Here is a 23,069-nt window from a genome sequence, read left to right as displayed (position 1 = left end):
CCCCGTCTTCATAAGTAAATTTGTTTAGTTTAACGGTGATATGGAAACAGTTATAAATGCAATGACGAGTATCCAAAGGAACAATGCAGGAATGTATCCGGAAAACACCACTTTAATACCCAGGTCAACATTTTTATCCAGTTCCAGCCGGATACCTATTGCAAGGGTAATCCAATATAAAACCTCGAAAATATTAAAGGTCTGAAAGGGATAAATAAAAATAACTGAAAGATTTTTTAAACTAAAAAAATTGAGAGCCGACAAAGGATAAAACTGTTGTAAATCTATCAGCGTATATTCTTTCTGGACAACCAAAAACCAGAATAATTTGATAATCTGAGGTAGTATAAAAATAAACTCTGCCATTAAAGCAACTCGTAATGTTTGAGAAAATTTAAGTTTAAATCCCTGTATTAATGTACCAATCTGTAAGGTTAGGCTTACAACAAACGTTTTGATTAATAACCAAACCGGTATAAGCAGATAACCGATCCAAATATATTTATGTTGAAAATCGAACATCTCTTCTACTCTGGTATTGTCAAATTGACTATAAGTATTAAAGTATACTTTTTTGGTAACCAATAGCATATTGAAAATCAATGTAATAGCTATACTAAGAAGTGCCAGGCAAATATAGAGGTGACTGCTTTTTAATTTATAATTCACGCAATTCTTTCTTTTTATTATAAAACATTAAAAAAATCCCATACGCTATATAGCCACCACCGAAAATATAATACATATAATTATTCGTAATGCCATCTTGAAATAATACACCCATTATTATTTGTAAAACACCAATTAAAATAATTCTTAAAAAGTTAGGTTTGGAATTTTTACCACCAAATAAACCGATCAGTATTATCAATTGAAATAAAGTAAAAAATCCTGTAGTCATTCTATGTATAATTAAATTAAAGGGTTAATATTTAAATATTAACCCTTTTTAGATATTAAAGGTTTATTGAAAAACTAGCAGAAATTGCCATTCCTCCAACCAGGTTACCCCCCCCCACAACCATTAACTTTTTCAAGTAGGTCTAAGCTTGTTTTTTTTTTATAAAAACAAGCTTATTATTAGATCCTTACACTTTATAGGACTTTCAGGTACACCTCTATAAATCAACAATATTAAAATTTTCACTATTCTAGCACTTACTTATTTAGTAAAAAGCACGAAGCCGTTGCCATTCCACCAATAATAGGGTTCATACCAACAGCAGCACCTGCGGCCAATCCTGCAAGTCCACATCCAAATAGTCGTGCCCATCCACCACCATTAACATTTTCAATTTTGTCTAAGCTTAATTTTTTCATAAAAATAATTTTACTATTAGATCCTTACTCTTTATAGGCCTTTCAGGTTACGCCTGTATAAACACAACATGCTTATTACTAAGTAAGTGTATTGCAAATAATTCGAATTTGAATAAAAATTACACGAATGACAATATAAACATGGTAAACGCTTATTATAACTACACCAATCAATAATCAAAGAAATTAAAATGGACACAACATAAAGAATATCAACCAATTACCATCAAAACACTAAATTAAATACCATGGCCACCATACTCCAAACCATCAATTACATTGTTAAAAGGCTCCAGAGATAATATTGGAAGTAAAAAACACAAAACTTATTGATCTTTTGAGCAAAGGTATTGAACCTGCTTTTAATGAGATTGTCAAAAGGTGAGAGAAGAAGCTTTATGACAAAACCTATAAAAGAGTCCAGAATCCAATCCCTGCAATAGCGATTACTAAGGAAGTTTTCAGTGACTTATGGGAAAAAGGAGCAACAATTCAAATAGGACACGCAACATTAACTCTCAGTAACCGCAAAATATAAAGTATTCCTACTTTATAATAAGAAAATGCTCTCACGCAGGGTCGAGGAGCTCCTTAATCATTTTGCTATGGCCATTTAGAGGCTGAAGGAACCTTGAGTATCGAGGATATAAAACATTAATTTCAAGCCGGTTATTGACACAGCCCTAAGAACGTGTTTTAAAATACAAGACAAAATTCCCTTCAATAGGGATCAATAGCCAGCTCGATATTCCTCTGAATACCATTCAGGAATAAATCATGTTTAAAAAAGTCCCGGATGGGACTCTAAATAATTGATATGGCTTAAGCAGTCAGGAATATTATAGTTTAACTCTTTAAACGCCATCAATTATTTGCACCTTTTTTTTCAGGAGGAGGTATTATAATATAACACTCAATAGGCTTTTGTGGTTTCCGTGGGCCGAACAAATAGACATTGGTCATCTTATAGCGTTTCCCATCCGGAATTATAAAAAACATTTTGTATTTATTAATCCTATCCTTACCATATTGAGTCCAAATTTCAATCAACCGGGTAATTGAGATCGTTTTAATTTGGTTAAACATTTCTTTTGAAATGGTTTTTGTCTCATTTGGACGATCAATATTTGAATAAAATACCAGATCATTTCCCCAAGGATCACATTTACATAATAAAATATATTCCTTAAGGCTAGCTTCCTGATCCATAATAAACATTCTGTCCTTGATTGGAACTGAGGTGGTATCCAATTTATAATAAACAGTATCCTGCTTAATTTTATTCTGTTGAGCATTTGCTCTTTGAAAACCGAAAAAAGATAAAATAAATAAACTGATTACGATATACTTCATATTTTAAATTTTGTTAGATTAATTAAATTGGTAGGTACTGTCAATAAGATGATGGGTCCTCATTTTTTTTACTGAATATTTAAAATTCTAATAATATATGGTGGTAGAATTACCCCATCTTCAAGCCACCCTTTGTTTTTTGGCACTATTGACGAAAAAGATCTCTGAAAATTTGTCTCTGTTGATTCTATATCAATCAATAGATCTCCTTGCCTATTATATTTTCTCGCTGCCTTAGGTGAGGTATTTGAGATAATAATGGGGATCACCAGATTGACTTTCTTCTGGTTTCTGAGTAACGAGGTATAGTTGATAGCATAGAGTTTCTTATAAGCTGGAAATAACCTATATACTATGCTATCATTTACTGATAATCGAACTACTTTAGATTTGTTACGTTTTTGATCTTTAATAATTTCCAAATTGAGGCAAAACGAATATAAAGCAACACTATCTTTTAAAACCTTCTCTGGCTCACTGGATTTCATAAAGATAGAATCAACACTCTTTTTCCAAAGTGGTCTTCCTACTTTATCTTCAGGGTTCTGGCCATGAGATAAAAGGGGTAGCAATCCCATAATTATAAAGAAATAAATAAATCTAATATGCAATTTCATATTCGTTTCGTTTACTCAGGGCATTTAGTCCCCGTGGAATTTGTTGATGAGGCTCTTTCAGCACCATTAATATAGGATAACACAACTGATAGTGATAAATAAAACTATACCAGGAAGATGGTTAATTTATTCCTAATAAATAATATATTACTCTGATTGTTAACTAAATATTACGCAAACGATCCGTTCCCCTATGTAAGCGAAGAAATCAGATATCCAAAAATTCCAGAATATCAGGCAAGGTTAATAAACCAAAGAACCATAATTTCAAATGGTCGCTAAAATTAGAATCGATATGGCTAATCATTGCGACAAGCCAAAAGCGGATTTTTTTCACAACTCTTACCGGTACCACCTTATTGAGTCCAAAAACATTCCGCATATATTGCGCTGAGGGATTACCCGATCGGTTAGTTTTGATATGATTGGCAACAAAGCTGTAGAGATTGGCTTTATACCTCGTTTTGATGAAACTTACATCAAGCATTACCCTGATCAGAAAAAACAGCTCTTCAATTGTCGTGGACACTGAAAAATAGTAATTTGATCCACGTTTATCCTTCCCGTTTAAAGGATAAGGTGCCATTACAGCTTTCATCTTCGCAATGGTGTCAAGCTCCCTTTGAATGTAACCGGAAATAGATCCCAGAATCGAAGGGGCTTCAGTATTGTAACCAGCTTTTACCTCAGGTCGAATATTATCGATGGTTTTAAGCAGAATCAGCCACTCCATTTCCTGGTCCTCGTAAGGTATATCCGGACTCACAATTGTAAGTGCATAGCCAAGGAAAAACTCGTAAAACGGAAGAGGATTAAAGTCGTACCCTATCAGCAGCTTAACCAATTTTATCGTTTCGGCTGGCGCTGACTGCTCCAGATAAAGAGTGAGTTCAGTAACCAAATTTTGCATATAAAAAAACTGTCTCCAACATCTGATTCTAACCCCTCCAGGTTGATGAAGTGCCTCTAGATAACTATCTAAAATCAAGATCAGCTCTGAATTGATGCGACCTGCTTCCATCGCATCTACGATAGTGTTGTGTATAGGAATAGCCGCCTTATTATTATAAATCAACCAAACCGGCACATTTGCATTTACATCAAAATATGCAGCATAATTATCGTGAAGAAATTTAAGAATTTTCATGGTTTCTGTGCCCATATCATTGAGCAGGTCTTTAATTTCTAAACAGTAATTACCCGAACAAGATCCACCGAATTGATAAATGCGATAAATATGGTCTGCAAATTCGGTAAGGTTATTTTGTGCTATCCTAATAACAGTTGAAAGTTTAACGCGGTTATCTTGCTCTCTTATTCTATTCTCCAAATCAATCATAACCTCGTTCCACATTGTTTTCAACGCAACGACCTGGTTGTGGCACGTCCTGGAACGATAACAATCTTCTTGCAGCTCGGAGGCTGCCTTAATCAAGGCATTTAGGCGAATAAAATCAACTATCAATATTTTCCTTTCTGAGATTCCTAACCAATGCCTAAAGCCGATCAATTCTGAAGGGACGACCAAGCATCATACTTTCATTAATGTGTAATACATATATTAAATATCGCAATTACGTGACTAAATAAATAATTTATTTTTGTCATGATTAATCTACTTAAACAATATCTAAAAGGCACATTTTACTGAAGTGTTACATTATTTTGAGTCTAAAGTGTCACGAAGATTGTCAATAAAATATTTGTTTATTGCAATTGTTAAGAATTTTCCCTAAAAATCCTGAACAAAATGAACCACTTTATTGGATAATAGCCAGGCATTAGTGACAACGTAGTAATATAAAAGTAAACTGTTTAACAACGATGACAAACCCCGCTTATAAGATATTGTTCGAAGAATTTGAAAGATATTTCCCAAAAATATCTTCTGGATTTAAGGTAAAAGTTCTGGAGAAATTATATGAGGTAACCTATAAAAAGGGAACCAGGGTTTTAAACTATAAACAGATCCAGGATTCAGGGTTATTCATTTACAAAGGATCTGCAATGGAATTAGCTGTCGACAAGATCACCTTAACAGAAACTACCACTAACCTTTGGTTTGAAAAGGATTTTCCATATACCACCCCCGGACTATTTAGCAGGGAGCCGTCCCCAAGCTACATCATCTTATTAGAGGACACTCATTTTGTAGGCATAGCCTTCGCAGATCTTACGGCTATTAGAACTGAATTTCCGGAAGTGGAATTGTTAACCGAAAACATCCGAAGTCATTATGACAAACTCCGGTTAGCCTGTATATCAGACTTTGGATATCCAGCAATCCACCGTGTTCAAAAACTGGAGAACTTACACCCAGACATTTATAATCGCGTAGAAATTCAACATATTGCCCAATATCATAAGATCAGTGTAAAAACCCTTAGCCGTCTTCGCAAGCGTCAATCTCCTGGAAAATAATGCATCATTACCTGTCCGGAATGCTGCGGACATTTACCCCTTTTTTCAAGCCTAAATGTCCAGTCATTTCACCTCAAATGTCTGACATTTTCCTTCGGTTGATTCCGAACTTTAATTCACCGTTAGTTCAATTATTGAATAAAAAGGAAGGAGGATCATGACAAAAAAGGGGTTCCCCCTACTGGATTGGAACATCATTATTAAATTCTTCAAACAAATCTTAATTACCAAAATTATGAAAACAAGTAAAAAAGCATGGCTAAGTGCTATTGCATCTTTAGTTTTATTAATTGCTATTAGCTTTACGTTTGCATTTAAATCAGCTGATACTAGTAAAGCGATTACTGGTAAAAAGGTTCTACAATATTTTTACCGTTATACTTCCAGCTCCACTTCCCAGGCAGACATACAGAATATAGCCAACTATCAAAGAAGCAATCTTTCTTGTGATGGGGCAAATCACGTCTGTGGCGTCTATCTGGCTACTGATAAGCCTCAGGGACAGCAACCGGTTGCCACCCAGTTTAACGCAGTCAAATCCGATCTTTGGCTATCGGAACAGGCTGCCACTCCCACCCTTTCTAGCATTAGCATGAGGGATTAATCGGGAAAAAAGAAGGTGTATATTGCATACACCTTCTACTAATCCATTATGGATTTTGAATCACACCACTTAAGTTTACCGCTTGCCTGTCAATCTGCAAAGTATAACGTGCAGAATTCGGCAAAAGCTCTTCTATTTTGTTGTTGATACGTCTATAAATTGATCGGGCAAATCTTTCTTCTTTATTTAACCGCCGAAGATCTGACCATCGGATATTTCTATACAATAGTTGTTTTCGTCTTTCCAGAAGAATTATTTTTAGGGCCTCATTACTATTGGCAGCAAATTGATCAACATAAGTTGTTTTTTGAGTTTTTGGATCTATTCTCCATCTTGTTTTAAGTAAGAAATTCAAATCTTCCATTGCTTTTAAAACATTTCCTGCTCTGGCGCGGCATTCAGCTCTGGTCAAATACATCTCATCTGTTGCAAATCCAGAGAACAATGCCGCTGAGCTTAATCCCGTATAGTTTCCTTTGAAAGATTTGGTTCCATCAGGATTTGTTTTAAAAAAGACCGTTTTACGAAGATCATTCGGCTCATATGAAGCTGTTAAATTAGAGTCTATCCTCGCCTTTGAGGCAGATAATGCAGTAGGCGGGGCAGTTCTTGCATCATATATCACTTCATCATTGAATTGCCCGAATGGAATGGCAGAGTTTGCAATTAAAGAATTGTAATCAATTAGCTTATTAGATATACTTAAGCAGGAATCAGCATATAGTTCGGCTTTCTCATATTCCCTCATGTTCAGATAGACCCTGGAAATTAAGGCATAAGCCGCTTGCCTGCTTGGATGATATTTCAGGGTTAAATCTGGTGATAATAACCCAGATGCGGCCTTGGCATCTGCCAATATACTGTTATAAGTTTCCAGAATACTAACTCTGGTTGGAAATATATTCGGGTCAGATTTTAATCTGATTGGGATACCCAAATCCCGGGAGGCAGTAGCCCCGTCATAAGGGACAGCAAATAACTGAGACAATACAAAGTGATTATAACTTCTGATAAATAGAGCGCTTCCTTCTATTTGCTTAGTTCTTGCATTATTATCGGTACTTAAGTCCTTTAATACTTCCAATATCACATTTGCATAGAAAATGTTATTATAAGGAGCCAGCCAATCTCCACCAATGTCGTCCCATTTCTGCCAAAGATAAAAATTGCGTTGGCGTTCAGGTAGATTAGACCAATCCCCGTCTTTTAAATAGTAATTATCTGAACTAATCTCCCCTGCAGATGGAAAACGGGCATTTAGCGCTCCATAATTGTCTAAGAGTCCTTCCAGGTCAGTAATCGAAGATGGGGTAGATATTTTTTTATCCGATTTTTCTTCCAGATACTTTTTGCATGAAAAATTAATGGCGAGAATTAAAATGAATGATAAGCAAGCGGTTATCCCTGCCATCTTATTAAAAGTTTGATTATTCATAGCTTTAAGAATTAAAAATTGACCTTAACCCCAATTGAGGCAGAAACAGGTGGTTTAACATTATATAGTACATCTGGATCAAGCCCAGCCTTATTTGCTTTCCAGATCAGGAGATTCAAGCGGTTACTATAAAAATAAATTTGGATGGATTTAAAAACTTGAGAAGGTTTTGGTGTGATATTGTAGCCTATAAAAACATCATCTAATCTAATATGGTCAGCCCTCTCCACGTTTATCTCAGATTCATTGTAAAAATTGTCTCTAAGTTGTATCGCTGGATAAATCAATGAGGGCACATTGGTGATCAATTCATCACCTGTTTTTTGCCATCTTTTGTCAATTTCTGGATTTCCTTTTCCCATAGTAAAAAGATCGGTGTAATTCAGTGATGGTCGCCTAAAATAATAACCAAACTTATAGATGATATTAAACGCGAGGCTAAAATTTCGCCATTCAAATGTGTTCCTAAATGTTCCAAAAACCGGAGGTAATGCAGATCCGTGAACTACCTGTTGGTCTATTGAATTTTTAGCGATTGCCGCATAATCTTTACTGATTTGGCCATTCACATATCCCATTGGGTCACCTGTCTTTGGATCAAGTCCCGCCCATTTATAGCTCACAATAACGTAAGGATTATAACCAAGGATGGGGAAAATCATATTTCCATTGCTGATCAGACCATCTGGCGAAGGGGAATCTAAATTTTTAACTACTTTGTAGGAGACATAGTTAAAAAGTAAAGTTGATTTCCATTTGAATTCATTATTCAGATTTAAAGTGTTAACCACCACATCGACTCCATTTGAATTGATACTGGCAGAATTTTGCACAGCGCCTGTGACACCAGTTGTTGGGTCAAATAAAACACTATTCATTAAGTCAATTGATTTCTTTTTGTAAAGTTCTACAGAACCGGATATACGTCCATTTTTGGTTGTAAAATCTAAACCGGAATTCCAGGTCTTAACCTGTTCCCATCTCAGATAAGGATTAGGTGGAGCTATAATAGATATAAAAGGAATCTTTATCGGAGAAAGAGAAGCATCATAATAATTGATTTTAGTTAATGCGGTGGCATTAGGAGATAGATTTCCGCTTACGCCATAAGTAAGGCGTAAGCTCAATTGTGATAACCAGTCCAGCTTGTAAAAAGCTTCTTTATCTATTCTCCATAAAGCTCCGGCCGACCATAATGGCACCCACTTTTGATTGGTATTGATACCGAATAAATTAGACGCATCCCTGCGGACACTTCCCGAAAAGCTATATCTGTCGTTATATGTATAAGCTGCATTGGCGTATACAGAAACGAAACGATTAACGCCACCGCTCAGATCGGTACCTCCGGGTACGTAACTATTACCATTAATATCGTTGTAGGTTGGGTAAGCGGTGTTGTAATCAACTGCTGTCTGAGATAAGCTAGCTTTATCGTATCCATAGGTACTCAATACAATTCCCTGATTATTTATCGCTCTTATTTCAGTTCCTGCAATAGCCGATAAATTATGTTTCAAGCCCCAGGAGTGGTTTATATTCAATTGTCCTCGAATTCCCTGAGTTCTACTGATGATGTCAGAGGAATTAAGAATCCCACCTTTAGGAATAATGTATTTAATCTGCGAATCGGATAGCTGCGTAAACCTGTTGATTAAATCTCTAGCGTAAAACGAGTTTAGGTTATTGTTTCTGAGTTGTTTATTCCATGACTGCTGATATTGGTATTTGAAATCAATATTTAGCCAGTTAGTTAAACGGTAAGCAGTTCCTATATTTATTAAAACATCAGTAAGTGAGGAAGTGTTGTCATTATTGATTAATTCTTGTAAGGGGCGGTATTTCCAATCTAATAATTTACCATGACCTGCGGTATCTGTAAAAAGTCCCCGATATATCAGGTCTAGTGATGCTGGATTCCCATTTTTATCGACAAGTTTTGTATACGGTGAAATTATTCCGCCAGAACTAGTATAATAACTTCCGTAACCACCCGGACTGTTAGAAGTGCTATTGGCACTAGTTAATATTGCACCGAGCTGAAGTTGCCATTTACCAGTGAGGGCAATTGTGTTATCGGTTCTCAGGGTTAACCTTTGGTTTCCATTTCCAATTAACTCACTATTATTCTTATCGTAACCAGCAGAAAACAGGTACCTAATATTGTTTCCCGAACCAGATAAACTAAGAGCATATTGCTGACTAAATGCGGGTCTATACAGATACTTCTGCATGTCAGTTCTAATATCGCTATTTCTTAACTCATTGATTTTAAGTTCAGCCTGCTGAGTAGTTGCAGAATTTCTTAGTATTTCTGCTACCTGCGGGATGGGTGGATGTGTGCTATCGTCAAATAATGCGTCGTAATTACCTTTTGAATAAAGGAATTTTTCGATATCAATAGCCGAATTGACCGACATTTGTTTAGCGGAGAATAAATTGGGTTTTGCAGAAATAGTAAGATTCGCATTAAAAGCAATTTGAAGTGGCTGACCTAGCTTTGCTTTTTTTGTGGTGATTACAATCACACCATTTCCAGCTCTTGCGCCCCAAATTGATGATGCCGCAGCATCTTTAAGCACAGTTATACTCTCTATATCATTAGGATTGATATTATTGATATTCCCGGAGTAAGGGAAATTATCCAGGACAATTAAAGGCGACATGGATTCATAATTTAATGTGCTCAATCCCCGGATTTGTATGGTAGTTTCTTCAGGTCTTCTTTTATCAATCAACAAACTACTTGTCAAACCATCCAGTCTGGTTAAAATATCCGGGCTCACCCGTTGATTAAGCAAATTGTTGTCAAGTTTATAAAAGGAGCCTGTTGCCCTCTCCTTGGGAACATTTTGATACCCTGTACTTACCACTACCTCCTTAAGCTCAGTATTTGATGTCTTCAAGAAAATAACAATTGGTAATGCACTATTTGTAGTTACCGGCACTAATAGTGTTTGATAGCCTACACAGCTTACTCTAAGTGTATCAAAGGAAACTCTGAGCTGTAATTTAAAAGAACCGGAGTGATCCGATTGCGTAGATGTACCACTTTTTAAAAACAGGACTGTTCCACCACCTATGGGTTTATTATTCTCATTTATTAATAACCCTATAATCTCTACCCTCTTTTGAGCATAAGTATGCAAGGATGGGATTATAAATATGGCTATGATGATAAAGTATTTGAATTTCATTTCTTTATGTATAAGATTTAACCGTTTTAAATATTAATTAGGAAGCCTGTCAGAACTTTCGCTCTTTTTTGTTTTGGATTTGGAAATTTTCGTTTTTCAAAATCGACCTTATAGTCTCTCTGGTGATTTGTTTGCTATCCGTAATACCTATGATGTACCCGTTTTTATCAATCCATATACAGTGGGGTAAGCTATTAACCTGGAAAAGCCTGGTGAGCACCGAGTCGCCAATGATTATTGGTAAATGGAACCTGGAGCCCATCGTTTTTTCCATTCGATTTACTACAGTCCTGATCTTTTCGTCATTATCCTTTGTTTCAATCGAATTAATTAGCAAAAGCCGGATTTTATCACCGAACATGGTTTGAATAGAATCCATTTTCGGGAAACTTTGGATACATCCACCGCACCAGGTTGCCCAAAAATCTAAAATGATCAGTTTGCCTTTATAAGTACTCAATGTAATGTGCTGACCATCTAGATTCTGGTTAAATGTTGCCATGTTCAGATTCCATACTGACTCAGGTATTTTGTCCCCTATTTTGAGTTTTGCTTTAGCCTGAGGTTGCTGTGCGACTCCATAAAAAATTGGGCATAGCAATGCCATTACGATACAAATCGTTGTTTTTTTCATTTTGAATGATTTAGTTGATTAAGAAAATTTTAGGACCTGTTTATCGATAGGCCCCTCATGGTGGTGGACATGTAATCTTCATAAATTTGAGTTAGTTAATTAATTTAGATTGTTTTGTGCAGATGAAACAAAGCAAGGCGGCACTACCAGAACCTCCGTTCATTAGGCCGCCCGCTTTGTAATGACAGCTATTATTTTTTTGGATGGTTTACTCGTTTTGGTAAATAACCATCTTTCACCCCCTTTACATAGGAAACTTCCATGAATTCAATAAGTTGCTCCTGGAAAAGCAACATGGACGAAATATCAGATGGTTCCGCATATACATTAACCTGGTGTAACCATGCCCGAAGTAACAAGTGAAGCTTCTGTCTAACTTCTGTTAATGGATGAAGGCTAAAAAAGGTGTTTAGACCTCTGTTCGGGTCAGTAATATATCCCTTGGGTAACCTATGAGGTTGAAAATTTAATATCCTGATGTAATCTTTCATTTTACTGTTTTTTTTGCGCCGGCTAGAGATTAGAATTATCCATATTCACTTTCGTGCACATATCTCCAATGTTATCATTACTTAAAAACTGATCGATATTTTCCACGGTGAGTTGTTCGCCGGTTGTTATTGCTATGACTTTACCAGTTTGATCCAACCATACATAATGCGGTAGATAGATAGGATAGAATAATTGGTGCAATGCTGAATCATCGGTAACTACTGGAATAGCTGATGGCTCTGTTTTATGGATTTTTTTCAGAAAAGGCAATACTTCTGCTTTTGTCTGATTGGTCACTTTAATAAATTGAACCTCTCCTCCATACATCTTTTGCAGCTCTTCTGTTTTCAGAAAATTAGCCTGACAAGATGTACAACAGATTGCCCAGAAATCAAGAATGATCAGTTTAGCTTTAAAATCAGAAAGATCGGTCTTCGTAAATTCATAATTGTAGACATTTGTTAATGTGACATCAGGGATTCTGTCTCCTATTTTGACGGGTTTAAATGCAGGGGTAAAAGATTGAGATTGGGATGGCGCGCTAAAAAAAAGGCAAAGCATGGCCATGGCGATTATTGAGATCGTTTTTTTCATGTTGTTAAGTCGAAATGATGATACCTAAGAAACTGTTTATGGCAGTATCATGGTTGAATTGGTAAAGAGAGAATTATCGTAATGCCGTTTGCTGGATGAAATGGCCTTGCGGGGTTATACTACTCTGAGAAAAGGGAAAGTGATAGTAGTAGTCATCAAGAATCATTTCAATAGTCAGCCTCGTTCGATAATTTGTGCAGTTTATCCAATTTAGGAGTTCATAAAGACTCTTTGTAGCCTGAAAATCATTTCCTTTTTTTGGAATTATCTTCCGGACTTCAGCAATGTTATTAGCAATCTGTGCCTGGTACTGTTTTTTTACACTATCTGATATTCTCAGCGAATCAAGCATGCGAACTATGGTAAGAGCAAAGTGTTCAATACTTTTTAGTTCTGTTGTTTTTAGGGCTGACAGATCACTGTTTCCAAGTATGCGCAGAATGGTTTCATGAAATACACATACCTGATTGTAAGTGTACTTAGCATTGATAGAATCAATTGCTTTTGGCTCTTTGGGAGAGCGGGGTTTAATTGGCTTTTTCATACTCATTTTTAATTGGTTAAAATTTTAAATGAGTCTCTGAAGGATGAAAAATCAGTAGGGAGAGACTTCACATCTTTTGCAAGAGGTACCGCTAAGAACCTTTAAGTCCGGAGACTTAATTGACCACAAAAGACTTAGTGAAGCCCCTCCCTATTGATTTATATATACGCAAATATATGCAAATTCCTTGGGAAAGGGCATTTTCACTAGCCTTCTCGTGGTCAAATAGCGGTTTTCTTACGAGAGACTTTTATTTATACCAATGCACTTTGCATTAATATCATTGTCTAATAATTAAATACTTAATCAAATATAAGAATAAATATGAATATGCCATACGATCATATGGCATTTAGTTTCTCATTTTAATGGAAATTTCGTCCTATGGACTGGAAAGAGGAAATAAAGTTGAAATTCGCCGAAAATTTAATTGAATTGTTAGCTGAATACGGAAAAAAAAACGGTGTAAATCCTTCACTTAGAAAGCTAGCGATTCGGGCAGAGTTAGAACATAGTCACGTTCAACGAATATCTAAAGGAAGGGTTGATCTTTCTTTAACAACGATTATTTCACTTGCTAAAGGATTAGATATCGAACCTACGAAATTGTTGGAGTGTTTTAAAAATGAATCTATTTCCTAAAATAAAAATTTAAATTCTAGATCCAGAATAAGATCTCCTAGCTATTAATCTGCTAGAACCTTATGTTTAAATTCAAAGTCAATGATGAATATTTCGTTATCTACGGTTGTTAGTCTTGCTAAAGGTTTAGAAGTTGAACCAAAAGAACTATTAGACTTTTTTTAACTATATTTAAGTAAAATGATTGGCGATAACGAGAGGGATATATTAAAGGAATTTGGTAAGAATTTAAAAAAATTAAGGGAAGAACGAGACCTCAGCTTCCGCGAGTTTTCCAGATTAAGTGGAGTAAACACAGGCGATATTGTTAAGTATGAAAATGGCGAAAGTGGGCCTAACATACTGACATTGAAAAAGCTTGCAATTGGTCTAAAGGTTCATCCAACAAAACTTCTGGATTTTAATTTCAAAGTTGACTTTAATGTTGGTCTTGAATAATCGGAATTTCCAAATTTCAACCTGATCTATAATATGGCTGGTCATTATATTCAAACTGATAAACAGTTAAGATTTTTTTATTATGAATTATATGCAGTTTAATATATATGGTCGTTGATGAATTAAAGAAATTAAAAAGGGAAATGCGTTGGAAAAATATTTGAGTCCATAAAATTTAATGTTGGCGTTTCTACTTATAAATTTAAACGCAGCACTTATATCCTTGAGAGTGCCAAACTAAATTTCAGCTATCTGAAACTCTTTTAAAGATAGAAAAGTTTTCTTATACTTGTTTATGAGCAATTTCTATGTAATTCTTGATTCTTTGAATCCTAATTGGCCAGAAGATGGAACACCGATTTCTTTAACTGGAATCAAAGAAATTATTATTTCTAATCTGAAACTAAATGGAGCTTCAATCATTATGCAATTGATAGCTCATAATTTCAAAAATACTGAACAAGAATATTTCACGGAAAATCAAAAGCTAATTTCAATTAAACTTGAATATCCTAGAAAATTTGATAGCTTATTCTTTATTAAAGATATTATTCCAGAAGGAATACAGGCATCATTTGACTTAGAATTGGTTAGTCGTTATCAAGATTAATTGTAGCCGAATTTGAGACTGTAAACTGAACTGTCGTAGATTTGAATAAATAAAAAACGCATGGAATAAGGCCGATGAACTGTTGGTAATATATACCGGTTGACACGTTTCGCTCCCATGCGTTTTTACATCTTAAAACTGAATAGTTCAGTAGGCTTCGAGCCTGTGTATGCGACGATAGTTTAGGAGATGTAATCATTGTTTATTCAAATGTACGACAGTTCAATTTACACTCCCTCTGTAAATGCCACACTTTATACATCTGCAAACCTTTGAATTATATCTTGTGCATTTATCTGAAATCCAGAACTTACAATACACTCAATAACTTGACCAATTGTTAACTTTTCTTTGTTTTTATATGCCAACAAATGCAATAATGCATCAGATTCCATTAGAACAAATCTCTTAATATCAGTATTCCAAGTAATGCCATTAATGAAATTTTCAAAATTAGTTTTAAATGAATTACTAACTATGATAAATCCAACTTTTGTAAAGCCTGCTTTTCTCAATATTGTATATTTCGGGGAAAGTGCCCCCTCATTCCGGGCCAAACTGGCCACTAGTCTGTCTGCCGAGGGGGATAGAGAATGCTATCAAAGCATGACCAAATATAATTAAATCTTACCAATCTCTTTTCTTCATTCCTTGAACCTTACCTCTTAAAATATCAAAATATAATTCCTGATTCCCCAGGAGCCATTTAATTCCATTATTAAGCTTCCGATCTTAAATCTAAATTCCATCAGCTTAAATAAGCCGTTTTAAGCTATCCAATTTTTACAAATGACAACACCCTTACTTATACTTTGTGATTTGGTTAGGAGTCAGAATTTGCGGTTTTACAAAAGATCCATGTACCCCATACCTGGATGGTAAAATTGGTTTGTATGGGTCAAAACGGCCACTTTGGCCCGAAAACAGATGGTCAGTTTGGAGCGGAATAGGTGATCACTTTTGTCGGATTACCCAAATTGTCGCAGAAAGATGGTTTATAAATAGTTAAAAAGTGTATTTTGTGACAAATAAAAAATATTTAAAAATGGGTTGCAAGACAGGATTTGTAATTGTAGTTAGATGGGTGCAATTTATGATTGTTTTATTTGTTTTTTTTAGTTGTACAGATGCTAAATCGCAGATGCCCACAGACTTTAGCGACTTGAAATCAAAGGGCTTAAGAGGCCCGGTAAAAAAAGTGACAATAATATCTTACAATGAAAAACAATTGATAAATAACAAACCTATTCATCCAGAAGATTTTATAAAGAAAGAAGTGTTCTTATACAATAAAAATGGGGGGATAGGTGTCTCCGAGTCTACTACAGGAGTGGCCTATTATAGAGGAAAGACATTTTATACTAAATCCGTTCCGCTTTCATTAACCAAATTTCCTTTAATAATAGAATTATTCACAGTGTTCTCTCTTGAAGGTTCCCCATACGAAGAAAAGGACAAGGTTAAGAAAACCATGGAACGTAAGTGGATAAATTCTCATTTGTGGGTGACAAATCATTATTATCAAGGCAAACTGGAAGATGGTGTTGATAGTACCTGGATTGATGCTCTGGGCCAGATAAAACAAACGAAATACACATATCTCGTTGGGAATCCAGAAGACAAGATGAAGGTTACGCAAATTATAGAGGAGAGAACTAATGAAAAGCATCAGGTTTACCAACTGATTGTAAGAACTAACGATTATCGTAATCCTTTAAAGTACGAGACTGAGATAACTGATATAACCGGAATTCAGGTGGATCAGTATGGCAATCCAATTTATTTTATTCTAAGAAATACGACCAGTGGAACAGTAATTACGGTATTCCGGGAAATTGAATATTATACCAACTCTAAGACACATTAATTTATTTAACTAAATAATACCTTTTCGGAATGCTAATATGAGGCAACTGAAAATGATAAATAAAAATAAAATAGCTCCTAGTACAGACTTTTCATCTGTATGTAAACAAAGATATTGGGATAGAGCATCGAAGTAAGGGCACAAGAAAGCTCCGGCAGATGATTTTAAAAAAAACAAGAAACTTTACATTTTTGCTTTATTGCAAGAAATAACTTAGGATTTTATACTCTCCGTTGACCCTTCCAAATGCAAAGAAGACATAACCATATTTTCGTTTGCTAACTGGTAATTCGATATTAACCATATAGATGTTACTGCCTTTATCAGTAAATGCCTGTAATTGACTATAATAATCATTAGTAGGTTTTATATTTCCGGGAACCATCCCTGTGACTTCCTTTGGTTTGGTTTCTGGTATATTTTCTAATATTTCATCAGTAAAAATCTTGTCATACTGCGCATCAAATTGTTTTTCATTTAGTAATCCGCCTTTCCAATTTTCCGCTCCGGCTACCTCATAGTCGCCATATTTTTTACTATACTTGACTTTTTGTCTAGTGGTTTGAAATGGAAAATGAATCATTTTGGTAATTTTTGCTTTGTCTTTAGCTTTAGCAACTGTCATGAAGTTTAAATAAAATAATGCATAACGATAATCATCATCACCAATGTTACCAGACAAGAAATCGTATACAGGAAAAATGCCTTTATCAAGTTTGAGACTATCTACAGTTTTATCGAATGCTTTTAAGGTCTGATTAAACTTATCATCTAGCTTTTTGTCAGCTGCAACGCTATCTTGAAGTTTTTTCTTCCTGCTATCCGTCTGTTTATTCTCAGTAGATACAGTTTGTTTAGGCTGTTCATTACATGCAGCTATAACCGCAAGAAATATTATCAAAACTAAGTGTCTGGAATTCATAATTAACTTTTTAGTACAGAGATTTTACCTATTTGTTCCATTCGTTTAAGCAATATCGCAGTCCCTATTTGGTGGTTTGTGGAATCAGGATTCCATTTTGTTTTATAGGCATTTTGTGCTAGTTCTTCATACTGTCCCTTAGTGTAAAATTTCGAACCGCCCCAAAGGTATGGAGAAAAAACTCCATGAAACATCTCATAACCGAATCCATTATACTTTTCCAATCTTATTAGAATATTTCTCAGTGTCCAATGATCGTTCCACCCATCTTTTTTACCCTGATATATCATTGCATCCACACCACTTTCTTCAAAACCAAAAGGGGGGCCGTGTAACACCAAAGGTCTGCGCATAGGTTCTTTTTTTGTAAAGCCCTTTAAAGGATCACCATTATGTAAATGCCTGGAAAAATCACAACCAGATTCCCTGTAATGTACGAGCGCAATAAAGTACCAAGGTATTAAAGCTCCAAGTGTTTCAAAATTCATCATGGGGAAGCCACCAATTCGTCGTTTAGTTCGAAAACCCAAGCTAGACTGACTTCCTTCGGGTTCAGGTGGAGACGCTGGAAGTCCATGCAATGATCTATTCATCTTAATTCTATCTTCCACGGTGATAACAGTTTTGGCTGATGGAAATAGCGGCCATCGGTACATGCTGGGTCTGTTGAATTCTTCCCTAACCAATAGCGCAATTTCCTGATACCGACGTTGGTTCGGAAGTATTAAATTGTGAATAATGCCGTCTGCTACTCCCTGTATACCAGGCTTCAATTTACAATTAAGGTACATATCCAAAAATGGAATTGAATCAGGATTAAATTTTTTCGCCATTTCGATAGATTTAGATAAACTAATCTAGCTATAACTCACTAGAATACAAACACTTATTATTTATCGAAAGTTCTGAATTTATCTTATTAAAAAATCATAATCAATTTTGATGGGTTTGATAGACCAATAATTGTATTCACAGAGAAATCTAAACCATTTTTACTTGAAACACCTGTAAAAGATCGTGAGCATCAGATTCGAAAAATAAAAAATGCTGAATGGAAACAAAAGTGCAATTGCTGAGTATACTATTAAATATAAGAATATCACACATTTTGTTGAATTAATACCTAGAAAATTAAATCAACTAGATACCATTAAAGCCTATTTTTCACTATTTGACGATGGATGGAGAATAGAAAAGAAACCAGGGCTTGAGTTTATGTAAGGTTCTACTTCGCCACCTATTACTGTTGAAAATACTACTTAAATTAATGCCAATCAATACCATTCTCAAAACTATAAATAATTTAACCCTCAGGATTATCTGGTTTACCACAGGTATAGGTCAGTTTATGTAAGTTTATTAAAGGTTATTATTTAATCACTTATCATTAGTGAACTTAAATATCAATTATGAAAAAAAACTTACCAATTAAAAGTCTCTATTTAGCCCTCATTGTTTCTATTATCTGTTTATCTCATTTATCTTGTAAAAAGGATGTTAAACCAAATAACATTACCTCCAGTGAGCCAAAAACAGTGATGACAGAGAAGCAGCAAGTTTGCGTTTCTACTTATTGGGTTACAGAAGAATAGGATGGTGATAATCTAGTTTCCACAACTAGGGATTTAATTTCAGTAATGTGCAGTAGCGGTTCTGGAGGAACTAATGGCGGAGGTGGTGGCGCTGGAGACCCCAACTCAACGGCGGTTAATGTTGATATAAAAACAGATAGTCTAAGAAAGAAATTCCCTTGTGTTTATGAATTATTACTAAATATAAGTAGTCATCCACAACTTTGTTCATTTCTGGAACCATTTATTAAATGTGGGCCACAGGGGGTAAATCCTGATTTAACATGGTATGATAAACCAGATCTTGCTTGGAATGATGTTGGAGCAACTCAATACGCAGCAACGCAAACGGGTCTTGACGGAAGTACTGTGAGTTCAAATATTTATTTAAATACAAATATGTTAAAAAACTCATCGCCTGCATTAGTTGCTACTACTATGATCCATGAAATGGTACATGCCTATTTGAACTCAGTTAGCACATTTTCTGGCTACGGAGTAGTAGCTGACGATACAAAACCGATATTGGAAAGACTTAATAGTTTTGCAACAGTAGCCGAGACTACCAATGGCCAGGATCACTTGACTATGCTATCAACATATGTCGGAACAATAGCCTATGTTGTAGGATTGAATGACGGTAACAGAATGTCAAAAGAAAATTACTTCAAACTTGTAATTGGCTGTTTATATAATGACACAGGCAAAACACCATCAATAGCCTTTAATTCTGAATTCGACTGTTTACTTACGAAATTAAACACAGAAAACAATATGTCAATTACAATGGATAACGCTTCCCAGATGGTTTCAAGCCAAAAACGTGTGCCTTTAAACCAGCGTACAAAATGTTTACAATAAATTAGAATTAATGCTAAATTCAATTGCAATAAAAACAACTACAATTTTTATGAAAACACTCATTTTTCTTTTTATTTTAACTCTTAGCCTTGGTTTAAAGGCACAACATAAGTATGTTCTTTATTACGACAATAGAGATAGTTCCGTTGTAAATTTCTTTAGTGACCCGAAGGTATCTCGAATGTTAGAAGAGAATCCGAGATGTGGATTTTCCACCGTTAATTTTACTGTTTCAGAAAAAGGAAAAGTTATCGCCATACACAACTTAAACAATCAGGACGACCTTTTTTTTAAGACTGCAAAAGAAGCCATTGAAAGATCCAGTGACTCCTGGATCATTAAGTCCGGACTAAAAGAACAGAATTTTCAAATTACTTTTTTTATTATATCTACTAGATTGGACTCTCTACGAAAAAGTGATCCAAAGAATAGTGTGTTTAAAGTACCTCTTAACAGCTATATCAAATATAATGACAACCCAAAAGAACTCACTATCCTTCCAACCGTCACAGTTCTTTTTAAAGAAAAAAACAGGAAACCTACTTTTACAGATCCCATATATTAATTCCTAAATGAAATATAGCTAATAGTATCTTCATATTGGATAAAACCAATTACATTGACCCCATCTTGCCAACATACAACATTTTGTTAGACATCAGGTATTCAGCATTTTGAGGGGTAATTCAAAATAAGCGAAGAGGGGTCAATCAGGTTAGATTTGTGCAGTCTATTCAAAGAGCCAATCTGTACAACAACTTTTACCTTTTTTTAAGGTTAATTCTGAGGGGTCAATTTGCTCAGGTCGTCAGGGGTCATTTTAATTGGTATATCCACACACATACCAACTAAAGCAAAAGAAGTTTTGAACGGTTTTTAATCTTGTATAGTGGTTAATTTACCATTGGTAAAGTAATAGTATTTAGTGCCAAACTGGCCATAATGATAAACCCATTGCTCGGATATTGTTTTTGCCGTTTGGGTTCTATTGATTTTATCTGGCCATTTTTGACACAACAAAAACATTTCTTGGGTCATGCCAATTTTAGGTACTCCATCAAAAACAACATTACCCCAATATTTGCCATACTTATTTATTAAACCTAATAAATATTTTTTATGCTCGGCTTTTGCTTTTGGATTATAACCCTCTAAAATACTTCTGTAATTTGGTTCTTTAACAAAATTATTTTCTTTAATAAAAGCTATTTTTTCATTTTGGGTATCCCAATCATCGTATTTAGCAGTCCAAACACCGTTATGCCAATCTATAAGCTTAACCCTAACTAATTTGTAGATAGCTAAGCTTATTGGGGATTGTAATAGGCTGTCAGAATAAATAGTAATATCATTTTTATAAGTGGGAAATAACGGGCTGTAAACTATTCCTTTTTGTGCTTTAACTGAAATTGAAGCTACCAGCATCATAAATAATATTATTCTTTTCATAAGAGCAAAAATAAAAGCCCCACCGATAGTGGCGAGGCGTTAAAGATATTAAAATTAGGAAACAATTTAAACCTTGTTAAGGTAGTCGCTGTACACTTTTTCAAATTGAGTGACGAGGGTTGGTAATTCGCTTTCGGTGTAATCGTTTAGTTTTTTATGCAGATAACCGCTTTTGATACAAAAGGCGTTGATGCGTGGCATATCTATTTTACCGTTTGGCAACTTCCAAAACATTTCATGTCCCATACTTAAAATTTTGCCACGCATTTTATTTGTAGGTGTTTCCTTATCCTGTTGTCCTGTACCTGTAAGCATTTTAATCAATGCGGTTGCCTCGGCAAAGCTTAATTGACTGATACGGTTAGTGCGACCATCACTATAAGTATGTGGATAAAACCAATTACATTGACCCCATCTCGCCAACATACAACATTTTGTTAGACATCAGGTATTCAGCATTTTGAGGGGTAATTCAAAATAAGCGAAGAGGGGTCAATCAGGTTAGATTTGTGCACTATACTTACACAATTAGATACAATTTCAATTATATCGTTAAATTGACTCAAATAACGATGTTAAGCCAGTTGTCAGGAAATGATTTTGTTCTGGTCGTAGTTGACGATATTCGATTTTCATTTACTGATAAATATGGTAAATCACATAAAGCAGGTGGTTTAACCAATGGAACAGGTGGTCCTGCTATTGTTAGTTATAACGACTGGGCAAAAAATCCATATCTGGCCGTTCATGAATTTTTTCATACATTAAGTTTGGATGATATAGAGGATCATAGTCAAAAACAAAGGTTGATGTATCATTTAGAAGGAAATAGTGGATCGTCTATTTCAAATCAGGAATTAATTGATGTAAATCGCTATATCATGGGTGACATAAGTAATGTGACACGTGGGCGTTATGCTAATCCTGGGCTAAATACAGTTAATAAATTACGTACTTTTTTAAATAGGTCTTCAAATGGTTTTATCTTCAATAAGGCTAAGTTTAGGTAGTCTGGTAATGTGTATCTTATTTGCATGTGCAGACGGGGCTAATAAGGGAAATAAAACATCACAAGTTGCTAGGACAGTTAATGACACGTGTAACCTTGACCTTAATGGTGGTCGCAGATTAGTAGCTAATTTAAGCTGTACGAATTGCCATATAATTTGGGATCATGGGCCTAGAATGAGGAAGGATATTCCTCTATTTACAGAGCTATCCACAATGGATAGCCTGAAACTAAGAGATTATATTTTTAAGACCAAACATAATGGGATGTATAAAAAAGATTATCCGGATGCTGGAAAAAAAATAGATAGCCTATCTGAATGTGATAAAAATAATTTAATCCATTATATTAAAGATCATAATAAGGAGCATACAAAATCAGCATCTAAAAATAAATGACGATTCAGACGGTTAATTAATCATATAGATTTAAAAAATTGACAATTATCAATTAAACCATTGATAATCAACACAAAAATAAAATACCAGA

Annotated in this window: 28 protein-coding genes; 12 read left to right on the top strand and 16 right to left on the bottom strand. The window is 34.9% G+C overall.

All coding sequences use genetic code 11. The annotated features are described in order from the left end of the window. Positions 1-24 precede the first annotated feature (24 nt). The 6 genes from HDF25_RS05505 to HDF25_RS05480 all read right to left on the bottom strand — a co-directional run bounded on the left by HDF25_RS05505 (position 25) and on the right by HDF25_RS05480 (position 4,755). Positions 25-669, bottom strand: coding sequence for a hypothetical protein (locus tag HDF25_RS05505; protein WP_184623608.1), 645 nt, complete (start codon positions 667-669; stop codon positions 25-27). After that, the gene (locus HDF25_RS05500) at positions 659-901 is read right to left on the bottom strand and encodes a hypothetical protein (RefSeq protein WP_184623606.1); all 243 of its coding nucleotides are present in this window, start codon (positions 899-901) and stop codon (positions 659-661) included. The genes HDF25_RS05505 and HDF25_RS05500 overlap by 11 nt, the downstream gene beginning before the upstream one ends. Before the next feature lie 257 nt (positions 902-1,158). After that, positions 1,159-1,320, bottom strand: coding sequence for a hypothetical protein (locus HDF25_RS05495; protein ID WP_184623604.1), 162 nt, complete (start codon positions 1,318-1,320; stop codon positions 1,159-1,161). 864 nt (positions 1,321-2,184) lie between these two features. Further along, on the bottom strand, positions 2,185-2,673 hold the full coding sequence (locus HDF25_RS05490) for a hypothetical protein (RefSeq protein ID WP_184623602.1): 489 nt from the start codon (positions 2,671-2,673) through the stop codon (positions 2,185-2,187). 68 nt (positions 2,674-2,741) lie between these two features. Further along, positions 2,742-3,290, bottom strand: a complete 549-nt coding sequence (locus HDF25_RS05485) for a hypothetical protein (RefSeq protein WP_184623600.1) — start codon at positions 3,288-3,290, stop codon at positions 2,742-2,744. 208 nt (positions 3,291-3,498) lie between these two features. Beyond that, positions 3,499-4,755, bottom strand: a complete 1,257-nt coding sequence (locus HDF25_RS05480) for a hypothetical protein (protein ID WP_184623598.1) — start codon at positions 4,753-4,755, stop codon at positions 3,499-3,501. A 359-nt stretch (positions 4,756-5,114) separates the two neighbouring features. On the opposite strand from HDF25_RS05480, the gene HDF25_RS05475 reads away from it, so the two are divergent. Both HDF25_RS05475 and HDF25_RS05470 read left to right on the top strand, forming a co-directional pair. Then, positions 5,115-5,711, top strand: coding sequence for a Crp/Fnr family transcriptional regulator (locus tag HDF25_RS05475; RefSeq protein ID WP_184623596.1), 597 nt, complete (start codon positions 5,115-5,117; stop codon positions 5,709-5,711). Between the two features lie 157 nt (positions 5,712-5,868). Continuing rightward, positions 5,869-6,315 carry a hypothetical protein gene (locus HDF25_RS05470; RefSeq protein ID WP_184623594.1) on the top strand — a complete coding sequence of 149 codons (447 nt, stop codon included), beginning with the start codon at positions 5,869-5,871 and terminating at the stop codon, positions 6,313-6,315. Between the two features lie 46 nt (positions 6,316-6,361). Here the strand turns inward: HDF25_RS05470 and HDF25_RS05465 are convergent, their stop codons facing one another. From HDF25_RS05465 to HDF25_RS05440, 5 genes are all read right to left on the bottom strand, one after another. Further along, complete coding sequence (locus HDF25_RS05465; protein ID WP_184623592.1) at positions 6,362-7,750, bottom strand: RagB/SusD family nutrient uptake outer membrane protein; 1,389 nt, start codon at positions 7,748-7,750, stop codon at positions 6,362-6,364. A gap of 11 nt (positions 7,751-7,761) precedes the next feature. Further along, entirely contained in the window at positions 7,762-10,947 is a 3,186-nt protein-coding gene (locus tag HDF25_RS05460) for a SusC/RagA family TonB-linked outer membrane protein (protein WP_184623590.1), read from the bottom strand. Positions 10,948-10,996: 49 nt separating this feature from the next. Further along, positions 10,997-11,581, bottom strand: a complete 585-nt coding sequence (locus tag HDF25_RS05455; RefSeq protein ID WP_184623588.1) for a TlpA family protein disulfide reductase — start codon at positions 11,579-11,581, stop codon at positions 10,997-10,999. Between the two features lie 513 nt (positions 11,582-12,094). Continuing rightward, positions 12,095-12,667, bottom strand: coding sequence for a TlpA family protein disulfide reductase (locus HDF25_RS05445; RefSeq protein ID WP_184623584.1), 573 nt, complete (start codon positions 12,665-12,667; stop codon positions 12,095-12,097). Positions 12,668-12,740: 73 nt separating this feature from the next. Beyond that, positions 12,741-13,211 (bottom strand): hypothetical protein, encoded by a 471-nt coding sequence (locus tag HDF25_RS05440; RefSeq protein WP_184623581.1) that lies wholly within the window; start codon positions 13,209-13,211, stop codon positions 12,741-12,743. A 384-nt stretch (positions 13,212-13,595) separates the two neighbouring features. Between HDF25_RS05440 and HDF25_RS05435 the strand changes: the two genes are divergently transcribed. From HDF25_RS05435 to HDF25_RS05425, 3 genes are all read left to right on the top strand, one after another. Next, on the top strand, positions 13,596-13,853 hold the full coding sequence (locus tag HDF25_RS05435) for a helix-turn-helix domain-containing protein (protein WP_184623579.1): 258 nt from the start codon (positions 13,596-13,598) through the stop codon (positions 13,851-13,853). A gap of 180 nt (positions 13,854-14,033) precedes the next feature. Beyond that, complete coding sequence (locus HDF25_RS05430) at positions 14,034-14,291, top strand: helix-turn-helix domain-containing protein (RefSeq protein WP_184623577.1); 258 nt, start codon at positions 14,034-14,036, stop codon at positions 14,289-14,291. Positions 14,292-14,586: 295 nt separating this feature from the next. Beyond that, positions 14,587-14,901 carry a hypothetical protein gene (locus HDF25_RS05425; protein WP_184623575.1) on the top strand — a complete coding sequence of 105 codons (315 nt, stop codon included), beginning with the start codon at positions 14,587-14,589 and terminating at the stop codon, positions 14,899-14,901. Between the two features lie 254 nt (positions 14,902-15,155). Here HDF25_RS05425 and HDF25_RS05420 read toward each other — a convergent pair whose 3' ends face one another. Continuing rightward, positions 15,156-15,416: a hypothetical protein gene (locus HDF25_RS05420; protein ID WP_184623573.1), complete on the bottom strand. Its 261-nt coding sequence runs from the start codon at positions 15,414-15,416 to the stop codon at positions 15,156-15,158. A gap of 506 nt (positions 15,417-15,922) precedes the next feature. Between HDF25_RS05420 and HDF25_RS05415 the strand changes: the two genes are divergently transcribed. Further along, on the top strand, positions 15,923-16,768 hold the full coding sequence (locus HDF25_RS05415; protein WP_184623571.1) for a hypothetical protein: 846 nt from the start codon (positions 15,923-15,925) through the stop codon (positions 16,766-16,768). 196 nt (positions 16,769-16,964) lie between these two features. Here the strand turns inward: HDF25_RS05415 and HDF25_RS05410 are convergent, their stop codons facing one another. Further along, a complete protein-coding gene (locus HDF25_RS05410) occupies positions 16,965-17,690 on the bottom strand; it encodes a hypothetical protein (RefSeq protein WP_184623569.1) in 726 nt (241 codons plus the stop codon). Positions 17,691-17,692: 2 nt separating this feature from the next. Further along, on the bottom strand, positions 17,693-18,523 hold the full coding sequence (locus HDF25_RS05405) for a hypothetical protein (protein WP_184623567.1): 831 nt from the start codon (positions 18,521-18,523) through the stop codon (positions 17,693-17,695). A 211-nt stretch (positions 18,524-18,734) separates the two neighbouring features. Between HDF25_RS05405 and HDF25_RS25720 the strand changes: the two genes are divergently transcribed. The 4 genes from HDF25_RS25720 to HDF25_RS05390 all read left to right on the top strand — a co-directional run bounded on the left by HDF25_RS25720 (position 18,735) and on the right by HDF25_RS05390 (position 20,687). Next, complete coding sequence (locus tag HDF25_RS25720; protein WP_221450863.1) at positions 18,735-18,911, top strand: hypothetical protein; 177 nt, start codon at positions 18,735-18,737, stop codon at positions 18,909-18,911. 188 nt (positions 18,912-19,099) lie between these two features. Further along, positions 19,100-19,282 (top strand): hypothetical protein, encoded by a 183-nt coding sequence (locus HDF25_RS05400; protein WP_184623565.1) that lies wholly within the window; start codon positions 19,100-19,102, stop codon positions 19,280-19,282. A 45-nt stretch (positions 19,283-19,327) separates the two neighbouring features. Next, on the top strand, positions 19,328-20,122 hold the full coding sequence (locus HDF25_RS05395; RefSeq protein ID WP_184623563.1) for a hypothetical protein: 795 nt from the start codon (positions 19,328-19,330) through the stop codon (positions 20,120-20,122). A gap of 49 nt (positions 20,123-20,171) precedes the next feature. After that, the gene (locus tag HDF25_RS05390) at positions 20,172-20,687 is read left to right on the top strand and encodes a hypothetical protein (protein ID WP_184623561.1); all 516 of its coding nucleotides are present in this window, start codon (positions 20,172-20,174) and stop codon (positions 20,685-20,687) included. Positions 20,688-20,998: 311 nt separating this feature from the next. On the opposite strand, the gene HDF25_RS05385 is transcribed toward HDF25_RS05390, so the two are convergent. Together HDF25_RS05385 and HDF25_RS05380 are read right to left on the bottom strand one after the other, a co-directional pair. After that, complete coding sequence (locus HDF25_RS05385) at positions 20,999-21,571, bottom strand: hypothetical protein (RefSeq protein ID WP_184623559.1); 573 nt, start codon at positions 21,569-21,571, stop codon at positions 20,999-21,001. A 66-nt stretch (positions 21,572-21,637) separates the two neighbouring features. Beyond that, positions 21,638-21,997 (bottom strand): hypothetical protein, encoded by a 360-nt coding sequence (locus HDF25_RS05380; RefSeq protein ID WP_184623557.1) that lies wholly within the window; start codon positions 21,995-21,997, stop codon positions 21,638-21,640. 146 nt (positions 21,998-22,143) lie between these two features. Here HDF25_RS05380 and HDF25_RS05375 point away from each other — a divergent pair, with 146 nt between their 5' ends. Both HDF25_RS05375 and HDF25_RS05370 read left to right on the top strand, forming a co-directional pair. Beyond that, a complete protein-coding gene (locus HDF25_RS05375) occupies positions 22,144-22,581 on the top strand; it encodes a hypothetical protein (RefSeq protein ID WP_184623555.1) in 438 nt (145 codons plus the stop codon). Next, on the top strand, positions 22,547-22,978 hold the full coding sequence (locus HDF25_RS05370; RefSeq protein ID WP_184623553.1) for a hypothetical protein: 432 nt from the start codon (positions 22,547-22,549) through the stop codon (positions 22,976-22,978). The genes HDF25_RS05375 and HDF25_RS05370 overlap by 35 nt, the downstream gene beginning before the upstream one ends. Positions 22,979-23,069 lie beyond the last annotated feature (91 nt).

Origin of the sequence: Pedobacter cryoconitis (assembly GCF_014207135.1) — a bacterium.
GTDB classification, from domain to species: domain Bacteria; phylum Bacteroidota; class Bacteroidia; order Sphingobacteriales; family Sphingobacteriaceae; genus Pedobacter; species Pedobacter cryoconitis_D.
The sequence above is the reverse complement of the archived record's forward strand: the minus strand, read 5'-3'. Positions and strand labels throughout refer to the sequence as shown.